Source organism: Blautia sp. HA9023 (assembly GCF_056504095.1).
Genome location: NZ_JBWLUR010000006.1, coordinates 209,950 through 222,461 on the forward strand (window position 1 = coordinate 209,950; position 12,512 = coordinate 222,461).

At 46.3% G+C, this 12,512-nt stretch carries 9 protein-coding genes and 1 pseudogene; all 10 read right to left on the bottom strand.

The genetic code is table 11. The annotated features are described in order from the left end of the window. Positions 1-172: 172 nt before the first annotated feature. Positions 173-1,513, bottom strand: coding sequence for a cell division protein FtsQ/DivIB (locus AC04Q6_RS05125; RefSeq protein ID WP_021977876.1), 1,341 nt, complete (start codon positions 1,511-1,513; stop codon positions 173-175). Then, positions 1,510-2,790 carry a UDP-N-acetylglucosamine 1-carboxyvinyltransferase gene (gene murA / locus AC04Q6_RS05130; RefSeq protein WP_330384678.1) on the bottom strand — a complete coding sequence of 427 codons (1,281 nt, stop codon included), beginning with the start codon at positions 2,788-2,790 and terminating at the stop codon, positions 1,510-1,512. Before murA ends, AC04Q6_RS05125 begins: the two co-directional genes overlap by 4 nt. A 27-nt stretch (positions 2,791-2,817) precedes the next feature. Continuing rightward, positions 2,818-3,918: an FtsW/RodA/SpoVE family cell cycle protein gene (locus tag AC04Q6_RS05135; RefSeq protein ID WP_021977878.1), complete on the bottom strand. Its 1,101-nt coding sequence runs from the start codon at positions 3,916-3,918 to the stop codon at positions 2,818-2,820. 55 nt (positions 3,919-3,973) lie between these two features. After that, positions 3,974-5,329 (bottom strand): UDP-N-acetylmuramoyl-L-alanine--D-glutamate ligase, encoded by a 1,356-nt coding sequence (gene murD, locus AC04Q6_RS05140; protein WP_021977879.1) that lies wholly within the window; start codon positions 5,327-5,329, stop codon positions 3,974-3,976. 14 nt (positions 5,330-5,343) lie between these two features. Next, positions 5,344-6,300, bottom strand: coding sequence for a phospho-N-acetylmuramoyl-pentapeptide-transferase (mraY, locus tag AC04Q6_RS05145; protein WP_021977880.1), 957 nt, complete (start codon positions 6,298-6,300; stop codon positions 5,344-5,346). A gap of 63 nt (positions 6,301-6,363) precedes the next feature. Beyond that, positions 6,364-8,131, bottom strand: a pseudogene (locus AC04Q6_RS05150) (peptidoglycan D,D-transpeptidase FtsI family protein). 66 nt (positions 8,132-8,197) lie between these two features. Then, a complete protein-coding gene (locus AC04Q6_RS05155; RefSeq protein ID WP_242996968.1) occupies positions 8,198-10,267 on the bottom strand; it encodes a penicillin-binding transpeptidase domain-containing protein in 2,070 nt (689 codons plus the stop codon). A 31-nt stretch (positions 10,268-10,298) separates the two neighbouring features. Then, positions 10,299-10,868, bottom strand: coding sequence for a hypothetical protein (locus tag AC04Q6_RS05160; RefSeq protein WP_118070615.1), 570 nt, complete (start codon positions 10,866-10,868; stop codon positions 10,299-10,301). A 29-nt stretch (positions 10,869-10,897) separates the two neighbouring features. After that, on the bottom strand, positions 10,898-11,833 hold the full coding sequence (gene rsmH / locus AC04Q6_RS05165; RefSeq protein ID WP_021977884.1) for a 16S rRNA (cytosine(1402)-N(4))-methyltransferase RsmH: 936 nt from the start codon (positions 11,831-11,833) through the stop codon (positions 10,898-10,900). Between the two features lie 35 nt (positions 11,834-11,868). Beyond that, entirely contained in the window at positions 11,869-12,300 is a 432-nt protein-coding gene (mraZ, locus tag AC04Q6_RS05170) for a division/cell wall cluster transcriptional repressor MraZ (protein WP_021977885.1), read from the bottom strand. Positions 12,301-12,512 lie beyond the last annotated feature (212 nt).

The window sequence follows — 12,512 nt, forward strand, 5'->3', positions numbered from 1 at the left end:
CACATAGTTATATCATATATTTTTTTCGGTAATTAATCAACCACTAATTTTGTTTTTTTATACTTTTTTCACTAAATTTCGGCACTGTTTCTATTAACAGAAACATTTGCAAAACAATCTCTGGCAAAATGCCCAAATACTGGTATTTATATAAGAAAGGATTTTTTTATCTTCACTGGTAATCGGACGCATCACTGTAATCTCCGTCCTGATTTTCGTCATAATTATCAGATCCATCACCATAATCACTATTGTAATCCGTTTCTGTATCAGTATCCTCATCCATATTATCCGTACTTCCATCCGAAGTGTAATCTCCGTTTTCGGAATCCTCTGAATTCGTATTCTGAGAATCGGAACTTCCGGTATCTGCGCTTTCGGAATCCGCATTTCCAGAGTCTGCATTCGCAGAATCTGTCCCGTCTCCGTTACCTTCTTCTGATGCCAGATAATCCTCAAGTGTTCCTACATAATTACCGTCACGGTCATATTCGCTGGTTCCATCATAACCGCCATCCTCACGGTATCCACCTTTCCAGTTTCCCTTGGCAGCCATACTCTCTTCCGTAGGTGCTTCTCCGACATAATTACCGTTGGCGTCATACTCACCGCTTCCTGTGTAGTCACCTTCTTCGTCATATCCGCCGATCCATTTTTCCTTTGCATATTCCAGATCACTCTGAGGCTTCGGCCCTACATAATTGCCATTTTCGTCGTATTCGCCCTCGCCTGTGTAATTTCCTTCCTCATCATAACCGCCTGTCCAGGTTTCTTCGGAATTCTGATTCTCATCCTGTTCCTGCTCCAGTGTTATGGTCTTGGAATTATCATTTACATTTTCAGCGTGGAGAATTCCTTTTTTTCCGGAAATCAGCGGAAGAATGGCAAGTACCCTGGTCATTTTGTCTTCCAGATACTCGTCCTTTCCAAGCTTGACCGTAATATCTCCGTAAACCAGGCTGATCTGCCCGTCATCTCCGAATTCAATATGATCCGGAACCTTGTCATTTTTTGAAAAAATAGTAGACAGAGCCACCGCTGTGTTCATCACAGTCTCATCCTTAATAGGAAGCTTCTCATTGAGAATTACTTTTTTTACTTTAATTCCGTCAAAAAACGGAATCTTCTCATTGCGTTCTGTGGAACCTTCCACAAAAACTCCATTTCTGTCAAAGTAAATGTAACTGTCCAGATAAGGAATACAGCCGACAATATCCTTCTCCTTCACACTGACACAAATGGTGTGACGGTTAAGTCTGGTCACTGTATAACCATCCACAAAAGGAACATCTTTTGTATTCTGTTTGGTGTAAAGAAGGGGTGCCAGAACAGAATTGGATGCCAGCGGCCCCCGAAGGACCATCTTCTTGATCTGTTTCTCAGAATAATGGCTACTTCCCATCACCTGTACTTCATCAACCTGATAATAAGTAAAAAAGAAAATAACACCTGCCAGCAGCAGAACCAGAATCATTCCGGCTGCTGCCAGCGAATTTTTTTTGGATTTTTTCATAAAGTTCCTCTGTCCTTTATCAGCAGACCGCCAAGCGCAGTCAAATCTTCACAGATATGTTCATAACCTCTTTCAATAAAGGAGCAGCCTCTGATCCTGGTAACCCCTTCTGCTGCAAGCGCCGCGATCACAAGTGCCGCACCTCCGCGGAGTTCCTCTGCTTCCACGATGCATCCCCGAAGTGGATAACCTCCGTGTACCACAGCCATTCCATCCCGGATCTCAATCTTCGCTCCCATATAACAGAGCCATGACGCCAGTTTATATCTGTCCTCAAAAATCTTCTCACGGATCCTGCTCACTCCCGGGATCGTGGCCAGCACAGCCATCGCCGGAGACTGCAGATCTGTAGGAAATCCCGGGTAAACATCTGTCTCCAGAAGTTCAAGGGGAAAACCTGCATTTTTTCCGTTGACTATTAGTTTACCACCTATCCGGTGACATTGTCCACCCATTTTCCGATATACTTCCAGGATTGCATGCATTTCATCGATCGGCGGATTTTCCAGAATGATCTCTCCTCTGGTGGCCGCCGCTGCCATAAGATAGGTTCCGGCAACAATACGGTCCGGGGGAATCGTCCCGCTGCCGGGATGCAGTTTCTTTACACCTTCGATACAGATACTTCCATTTTCCAGAATTTCAATCTTTGCCCCCATCCCTGTCAGATACTGACACAGCCAGGTAATTTCCGGTTCGCGGGCACATCCCGTAAAAACGGTTTTTCCCTCTGCAAGAACGGCTGCCAGAATTCCCTGTTCTGTGGCTCCCACGCTGCTTTTGGGAAAAATCACTTCCGCTCCTTTCAGTTTTCCACAGGTTGCCTGAATCTCATTCCCGTTTTCCACGATTCTGGCACCAAGCTTCTGTAAAACCTGTATATGAAGATCCACCGGACGTTTGCCAATGACACATCCGCCCGGATAACCGGTCCGTGCTTTCCCATTCCGTCCAAGCATTGCCCCCAGCAGAATCACAGAAGAACGCATTTTTCCGGAAAAATATTCCGGTATCACGGTACCGTCCGCATGACTGCAGTCCAGATAAAGGTCATGATCCTCCCACCAGGTTTCCGCGCCCAGCTCCCGGAGGATTTTTTCCATCAAAAATACATCTGTGATCTTCGGACACTCCCGCAGTACACTGGTCCCGGAGCTTAAAAGGGCCGCCGCCATAACCGGAAGTGCCGTATTTTTTGACCCCTGGATCCGCACAGTCCCATGCAGCGGCCTGCCTCCGGTTACGACGATCTCATCGATCTCATTCAAGTCTTCCACTCCTAAAAGGGCCTCTTACTTTTTATTCTATGTGATTCTTCCATGTCTGTGACTGCTGACACTTAAAGCCAGCCCCATCTCCCCCAGAAGAAAAACAACGGAAGTTCCGCCATAACTTACAAAGGGCAGCGTGATCCCGGTATTGGGAATCGTATTTGTTACAACCGCAACATTCAGGACTACCTGGATCGACATATGTGCCATGATTCCGGCGCATAGAAGTGTCCCCTTAAGATCCCGGCAGTTCAGTGCCAGCATACAAAGCCTCCAGATCAGAAGCCCAAACAGAAAAAGTACCAGAAAAGCCCCCAGAATTCCCGTCTCTTCACACACAATGGAAAAAATCATATCATTCTGGGCTTCCGGTACAAATCCCAGCTTCTGCAGACTGTTCCCGAAACCTTTGCCAAAAATCCCTCCGCTTCCTATGGCATACAGACCCTGTATGGTCTGAAATCCTTTTTCATATTTTTCCGGATCCCTCCAAATCGCCAGACGCTCCAGGCGGTAACTTTCCGCAGCAAGAAAAACCGCAATAAATCCAACTCCTGCACTTCCCAGAGCCAGAAACTGCAGATATCTGGGATTGGCCACAAAGATCAGCATCACACCGATTCCTAGAATGATCACCGCCGTACTTAAATTATTGGAACCTACCAGGCCAACTACCGGGAGCAGGGTCATCATCGTCCTGCACATAAACCAGAACCCCGTTGTCTTGCTTTTTGTCCGGCTGATCTGCCATACGAGAAAAAGGATTACCGCAACCTTGGAATACTCCGATGGCTGAAATGACAGCGGCCCAAGGTTCAGCCACCGCTTCGACCCGTTAATCTCCTGTCCGAAAAGCAGCACTGCCGTAGAGAGAAAAAGTGAAAGAATATATGCGCCCGGTGCCAGCTTCACAGGAATGCGGTAATCCACCCTTGATGCCAGATACATAACAAGCAGCCCCAGTGCCGTGGCAAAGAGCTGCTTCTTAAAATAATAGGCAGAGTCGTGAAAACGCACTCTGCCATTATATTCGCTTGCCGAAAAAAGCGCCCCCAGGCCAAACACAACAAGGATCAGAACCAGAACCCAGAGAACGGTATCAGTCTTTCCGGTCTGTTTCTGTTCTGCCTTCATGCTGTGGCCTCCACAGTGGTCTTTATTTCAGCTTATGTATGTATTTTTCGGATTATTACAGTGCTTTCACATATTCCTTGAACATGTCGCCACGCTGTTCGTAGTTATCAAACTGTCCCCAGCTTGCACAGGCCGGTGAAAGAAGAACCGCATCTCCTGGATTTGCTTTTTCCGCACAAATCTGAACTGCTTCTTTCAGATCCTCACAGAGGATGATGTCTGTAAATCCAAGACGTTCTGCCGCTGCTTTGATCTTTTCTTTTGTCTGGCCAATGAGAACAAGATAACGGACTTTTCCGTCGAAGGATTCTATCCACTCGTCATAGCTGGATTCCTTGTCATAGCCACCGCCGATCAGAAGAGTCGGACGGTTCATAGCCTGAATTCCCTTGATGGCTGCATCCGGGTTGGTTCCCTTGGAATCGTTGTAATAGGCAACGCCGTTCTTCTCTGTTACATACTCGATTCTGTGAGGAACTGCCACAAACTCGCATACGCTCTTGTGGATGCTTTCCACAGAAACTCCCGCATAATATGCCATGGCTGCTGCAGCCATTACATTCTCGTGATTATGACGGCCAAGGATCTTAAGTTCTCCTGTCTTTACGATCGGGATCTCTTCTTTTTCTGTTTTCAGAATGATCTGATCTCCGTCCAGATAGATACCCTGATCCAGTTTACGCAGGCTTGAAAAATATACCACCTTCGGAACGATGTTCTCACCGAATTTACGGAGGACTTCATCCTCATAATTCAGGACACATACATCTTCTGGTCCCTGATTCTTGGTAATCAGCTCTTTTACACGGATGTATTCTTCCATGGTATGATGACGGTTCAGATGATCTTCTGTAATGTTGAGGATCGCACTGACCTTCGGGCGGAACTGCTCGATAGTCTCCAGCTGGAAGCTGCTGATCTCCGCAACGGTTACAGAATCCTCACGCATCTCCAGTGATTTTGATGTATATGCAGTTCCGATATTTCCTACAACAAATACAGATTCACGGGCATCTCCCATAATCTTTCCAAGGAGAGCTGTTGTTGTTGTCTTGCCGTTGGTTCCTGTAATTGCAAGAACCTCGCCTTTTCCTGTACGGTAGGCAAGTTCTACCTCACTCCATACCGGAAGGCCTTTTTCGTAGAAGCTCTTTACCAGTGGAAGATCTGTTGGAACTCCCGGGCTTAACACTACGAGATCAAGACTTTCCATCTCTCCTTCCGGAAAAGCACCGGCCCAGATCTCCGGGGTGTATGTTCCGTTTGTTTTATGTAAAACCGCTTCTTTATCAAGGTTTTCATTTCCGTCATAGATTATCGGCTGTGCTCCTACACTTCCAAGCAGGTCAGCGGCACCAATGCCACTTTTTCCGGCTCCGAAAACGAGAACTTTTTTTCCTTTTAAATCCATTTTTCTGTTCCTCCTTATAATGCCAGGAGAGCGATCAGGCACATAATGGCAGTTACAACAGAGAACACTGCAACGACCCGTGTCTCGGACCACCCGCAAAGCTCAAAATGATGGTGGATAGGCGCCATCTTGAAAATTCTTTTTCCGTGTGTTGCCTTGAAATAGGATACCTGGATCATAACGGACAGTACCTCAATAAGGTAGATCAGTCCCACCAGGATAATAAACAGCGGCATCTGCATGGCATAAGCCACACCAGCCACAAAACCGCCCAGTGCCAGAGAACCGGTGTCTCCCATAAATACCTTGGCCGGATATACATTAAACAGAAGGAAGCCCATAAGGCTGCCTACAACCGCACAGGTAATCGGCTCCACACCACTGTTCATTCCAAGGGAAACAACAGTAAAAAATACTGCAACAATCAGGGTAACACTGGAAGCCAGTCCGTCAAGTCCGTCGGTAAAGTTTACTCCGTTTACTGTACCGATAACCGCAAAAAACAGTACCGGAACCGCAAACCATCCCAGATTCAGATAATGTCCGCTCCAGAACGGGATCTTCATAGTCAGGGATACGTTGGAATAATTTACAAGATAAAAAGCAAATACAGCTGTCACAACAATCTGCAGTGCCATTTTCTGCCATGGCAGAAGACCATCTGAACGTTTCAGGACTACTTTCAGATAATCATCCAGAAATCCGATCAGTCCAAATCCCAGGGTCAGGAAAAGTACCGGGATGATCATCGGATAATCTCTGATATAAAACAGTGATGTCACAGTTGTCGCAATGAGAAAGATCACTCCGCCCATGGTCGGGGTACCGTTCTTTTTCAGGTGGGACTGCACGCCCAGCTCTCTCTCTGTCTGTCCCATTTTAAGTCTTCTTAAAAAAGGGATAACAATCGGTCCTAATACAAGGCTGATCGCAAATGAGATCAGCACAGGGATCACAACATGAAACTCCATCCTCACACCTCTAATTCTTTCGTTTTTTTATACTTCTTCAACAGTATAAGGCTTTTCCTTTCATTAATCAACCCCATCTGCCCGGTTTTCCCCGGATGGAGTCTGCGTGACGGTCTTCGCAATTCCAAGATAGGGCAACACATTTTCAAAAATACTTCTTACTACCGGTGCGGCAATGATTCCGCCATAATACATGCCCTGAGGATTATGGATAATGCACAGGGCCAGAACTTTCGGGTCTTCTGCCGGTGCAAATCCCAGGAATGAAGAAATGTATCTGCCGGAACCTCTGGGCAGAGTCTGAGAGGTAGCTGTTTTTCCCCCGATGGAGAAACCTTCGATCCCGGCGTTTTTCCCGGAACCTTCTGAAACTACCGTTTCCAGAATCGTCCGTACTGTCCGTGAAGTTCCTTTGGACACGATCCCCGTTTCCACCGGATATTCCAGTGTCTGCACTTCTGTTCCGTCTGCGCTTTCCACACTGATCCCAAAATGAGGAGTGATCCGGTTTCCGCCATTGATGATCGCACTGACCGTTGTTGCCAGCTGGATCGGCGTGATCTGAAACGACTGGCCAAAGGATACGGTGGCAAGTTCCACCTCTCCCATATTTTTCGGGTTATGCATGATCGTTCCAGCTTCTCCCGGAAGATCAATTCCTGTTTTTTTCAAAAGTCCGAACTGTTTAAAGTATTTATAATAATTATCTACTCCCAGCCGCAGTCCCACCTCAATAAACACCGGGTTGCAGGAGTTCTGTGCACCCTCTACAAAGTTCTGTGCACCATGTCCGGTTCTTTTTGCACAGTGAATCCTCCGGTCCTCCACCACTTTATACCCCGGGCAGAAAAAACGATCTTCGGTTGACACAACCCCTTCTTCCAGTCCCGCTGCCATGGTAATGATCTTGAAAGTAGATCCTGGTTCATAAGTATCATTCAGACAGGGATTTCTCCACATCTGGTTCAGAAGATCCTGCTTCTTTTTTCCATCTGCTGCTGTTTCTTCTGTATTCAAAGTAAACGGATCATTCAGGTCAAATTCCGGAACATTGACACAGGCATAGATTTCCCCATTCCGAGGATTCATAAGAAGAATGGAGACCCGCTCCGCCTGTTTTTCCTCCATCACTTTCAGAGCCGCCTGCTGTACATATTTCTGGATGTTAACATCCAGACTGGTCCGCAGTGTATTTCCCGCCACTGGCTCCTTCCGCCGTTCTCCTGTCCCGTCGATCTCCACTCCACGTGCATCGGTAACTGTGAGAATTTTCCCGGACTCACCTTTCAGGATCTCATCATATTTCACCTCAAGGCCAATGATCCCCTGGTTGTCACCCCCTGTAAATCCCAGCACTTTGGAAGCAAGGGAACCACAGGGATAATATCTTTTGTAATCTTCGTCCACTTTTACACCTGCAAGGGCATATTCACGAATCGCATCTCCGGTTGTTTTTTCCACATTTGTTCGAATTCTTTCAATAGAAGAAATTTTTTCTACTTTTTTCCGGATGATTTCTTCATCCATGGATAACTCTCTGGCAAGTACCTGAATCACTTTTTCCGGATCTTTAATCTGGCTGTGTATCACGGATACTGTACAGACTGTCCGGTTATCTGCCAGAATAGTTCCATTGATATCCAGAATTTTCCCCCTGGCCGCTTTGATATCACGTTCCCGTTCATGAAGATCATTCTGCTTTTTTTGAATAATATTCAGACTGCGCTCCCATAAGGTACAGAAGCCTCCCCACAAGTCCCAGTAGAAGCACCGCACAGATCATAAAAACCACCCAGATTTTTTTCCTGTGGTAAACCATGGTCCGGATCATAAAAAAATCCCCCTCAGAGATTGTCATTGTAATATATGACGTTTCCCTGAGAGGGTATTCGAAATCTTATTCCAGGCCTGCCTCTTCATTTGTAAGGCCATCACTTTGCATATCATTGTTATCTTCTGTATCTTCGTCCTCAGAATCATCTTCCGGCGGGCTTGGAACGTTCTCATCGGAGATTGCTTCTTTCTGTCCGTCTGCGGCAGATCCTGTTGCGGAATCGCTGATTCCTTTAAAGATGTCCCACAGTTCTGTCGTCGGAACTTCACCGTCCTCAGCCTCATCCGGCTGTACATTCAGATATGGAAGCGCTTCGGAAAGAATTCCCTGAGCAATATACTGTGCATAGGTACTGCTTGCCTGATCCTCTACATTCGGCTCATCTACAACTACGTAAATTACAAGAGCCGGATCATCCACCGGCGCGAAGCCGATAAAAGATACCAGATATTTGCCATTGCCTCGCGGAAGCTTCTCGGCTGTACCGGTTTTACCACCGGAACTGTAGCCCTGAACCTTGGAAGTACGGCTGGTACCGTGATCTACACTGGCTGCCATATAAGACCGGATATCCGCAGATATCTTCTCGGAAATGGTCTGTTTCATCAGGATCGGAGAAATCGTCTTCACAATTCCGCCGCTGCTGTCTTTGATCCTGGTTACCAGATGTGGCTGATAATAATATCCGCCGTTGATGACTGAACACATGGCGTTGATCTCCTGGATCATGGTCAGTGTATATCCCTGTCCAAAGGCGGAACATGCAAGCTCTGTCTCTCCCATGGTCTCGCTGGTATGGATTACACCGCTTCCCTCATTCGGAAGATCAATACCGGTTCTTGTTCCGAAATTAAAAGTACTCTGCGTTTTGAGGAAATTATCTTTTCCCATTTTCGCCGCGATCTGCATCATACCATCGTTGCAGGAATTGGCAATAACATCGGAAAGTGCTTCTGTTCCATGGGCATCGGGCCATACCGCGCATTTAATAAATGTCGTAGCTCCTTCCGCACCAAAGGACTGTCCTCCGTCACAGACAAAATTATCTGTCTCGGAAATGGCTCCCATCTCAAGAGCAGAACTCATAACAATGGGCTTTACTACTGATCCCGGTTCGTATGCGTCTGTCACACAGAAATTACTCCACATTCCGTTCAGAGCATCTACGGTTTCCTCATCGTTCATGGCCGCAATCTCACTCTCGGAATAAACGTTGGAAAGGTCTCTCGGATTATTCAGATCGTAACGGTCACCACCATCCATGGCCAGAATTTCTCCTGTTTTTGGATCTTCGATAATGACACCGACATTCTTGGCTCCCATTTTTTCTTCAAAAGTATTTACATACTTCTCCACAATCTGCTGAAGCCCCAGGTCAAGGGAAGTTTCTATGCTTTTTCCGTCGGTGGGCTCTATGATCGTCTGCTCCACATCAGAATTATTGTTGATGTATCCATACTGTCTTCCGTCAACACCGGTAAGCGTTGCATTGTAATAACCCTCCAGACCTGCATCTGCCACATCTCTGGAAAGTGTAAAACCAATGGTGTCACAGGCTGTTTCGTTGAACGGATAAGATCTTAAGTAATCCTCCTCAAACCATACTCCTGTGACCTTGGAACGCTCTTTCTTCTGAGCGGCGCTCAGCTCAATGTCATCCCCCGGATTCTCATAGCTCTCAAAGGCTTTCTTATCATCCATGGAGATCTGTTTCTTGACAATCTGATACTGACTGCTCTTTGTGCTGTCATCGTTGAGAAGCTTACGCATCTCCTCCTCATCCAGGCCAAGTACTTCCACAAGAGCCTTGATGGTCGGCTCCACAGAGTCCTCATCCTTGTTGACTTCCAGACAGTCAAGAATTACATTATAGACCTTGTTGCTTGTTGCCAGAATATTTCCATTCCGGTCATAAATATCTCCCCTTTTGGCGGGGAGTGTCTGATTTTCATATTTCTGCTGTGCCTGACTCAGCACCTGTTTTCTGTATTTGCTTCCGCTTGTGGCATTAATATAGGTAATTCTTGCCACCAAACCAACTAAAGCCAACACCACTAAAGAAAATAGTACTGCCAGCTTTTTTTTCATATTCTTATTAATTTTTTTTACCGGCCTGCGCCTTCTTGTACTCAATCGATCACCTGCTCAAAAAACTGTACATCTGTTACTTGTGCGAATCTACATCCTGATACTGTCTCACATAGCTGTTACCCTCGGTAACATATGTCTGTATCTGATCCTCAGAAGGATATTTCATCCCAAGCTCACCGATTGCCTTTTTCTTGATCTCGCTGATATCAACATCAGAAGTAACCTGACTGTAATATGCATCGTTATCTTCCTTCAGCTGGGCAAGCTCAGATTCCAGATTTGCAACATTTTTCATACTCGCCGTGATTTCTGATTTTACCTGTAGATAATTGATGCAGGTAAATAATACCGCAATGGAAACCGCAGTGAGAAACAGAACGAAGCCTTTATTCATAGCCATCGCTTTTTCTCTGTTCCGCTGTATCTTCCTGTTCGCCGCCTGCTTCGCAGGTGTTACCGGAACTGCGGATTTCTGATTTCTCTCCCGGGCCAGCCGACGCCTTTCCTGTACATCGGGCAGATCAGTTCTGCGAGGAACTTCCTGTAACCTTTTTACCGCATTTCCCTGAACATACATTTCTCTGCTGTTCCTGACGGTATTCCGATTTCTTCTGGCTGTAGTCCCTCTTCCTGTCTTCGCCATTTGCCTACCTTCCATCTTTAAAAACTCATTTACAGCTTTCGTTCAAAAATACGAAGCTTCGCACTTTTTGATCTCGGATTCTCCTCCATCTCCTGTTCACTAGGAAGGATCGGTTTCCTTGTGATCACTTTACCTTTTGATTTCTTTCCGCATACACAAACCGGAAAATCCGGCGGACAGGTACATGGATTTTCATTTTTGCGGAAAATCGTTTTTACGATCCTGTCTTCCAGAGAATGGAATGTGATGATACAGATCCTTCCTCCGTCATCCAGAAGATCGATCATTCCGTCCAGAGAATCACGGAGCACATCAAGCTCTCTGTTCAGCTCAATGCGTATCGCCTGAAAAGTCCTCTTGGCCGGATGTCCTCCTGTAGCCTGTACTTTCATGGGGATGGCTCCCCTTATGATTTCTGTCAGTTCCCCGGTTGTCTGAATCGGTGCCTGCGCTCTGGCAGCCACGATATGTTTCGCTATATTCTTGGCGAATTTATCTTCGCCGTAATCGCGGATAATACGATAAAGTTCCCGTTCTTCATAGCCGTTGACAATATCTCCGGCTGTACGGCTCTGCCTTCTGTCCATTCGCATGTCCAGAGGAGAATCATACCGATAGGAAAAACCTCTCTCTTCGTTATCCAGCTGATAAGATGACACTCCTAAATCCAGCAGGATCCCGTCCACTTTCTCAATGCCACGGGATCTTAACTCATCTGCCATGTAACAATAATTGCTGCGAATGATTGTCACCTGATTAAAGGCTGACAGCCGTTCACTCGCAGCAATTATCGCATCCTGGTCTTGATCTATGCCAATAAATCTCCCCTTGGCAGAAAGTTTCTTACACACCTCTGTGGCGTGTCCCGCTCCTCCTAAAGTGCCATCCACATAGATTCCATCCGGCTTTACCCTTAAGCCTTCAATGGTCTCATCGAGTAATACAGATTTATGCTTAAATTCCATATCCGTCTCCTGTGGGATTTCTACCTGCGCTATGCTCAAATGACGATTCCAATGTTCTGCATGCTCTCCGCAATGCTGTCCATGTCATCATAATTGCAATTCTCGCTCCACTTCTCCTTGCTCCATACCTCAATCCGGTTCAGATTACCCGTAAGCACCACATCCTTCTCCAGACCAGCGAATTGGCGCAGCGTCTGCGGCACCAGAATTCTCCCCTGCTTATCCAGTTGGCATGTCGTAGCTCCGGCTACAAAGAAACGTGAAAAGGTTCTTGCGTCTTTATTTGTAAGTGGTAATGCTCGGAGTTTCTCTTCAAAGGCAGCCCATTCATCCATCGGATAAATGGAAAGGCAACCATCGAGCCCTCTGGTCAGTACGAACTCTTCCCCTAAGAGTTCCCTGAACCTGGATGGGATGATCAGACGCCCCTTCGCATCGATCGTATGATTATACTCGCCCATGAACATGAAACCCACCTACTCTCGTGAAACACGATTCTCCCCTTCGTGTTTCCAGGGTGCAAATGGTGTGTTCTGCCACTCAGCCCCATTCGCTACCACTATTCACCACTTTCTACCACTTATGTAATCATTCTAAACTATTTACCATGAAAAAACAAGTGCATATCCAAGTTTTTTTTCTTTTCATGAAATATCCACAGGTTTTTTTTCAGCATGTA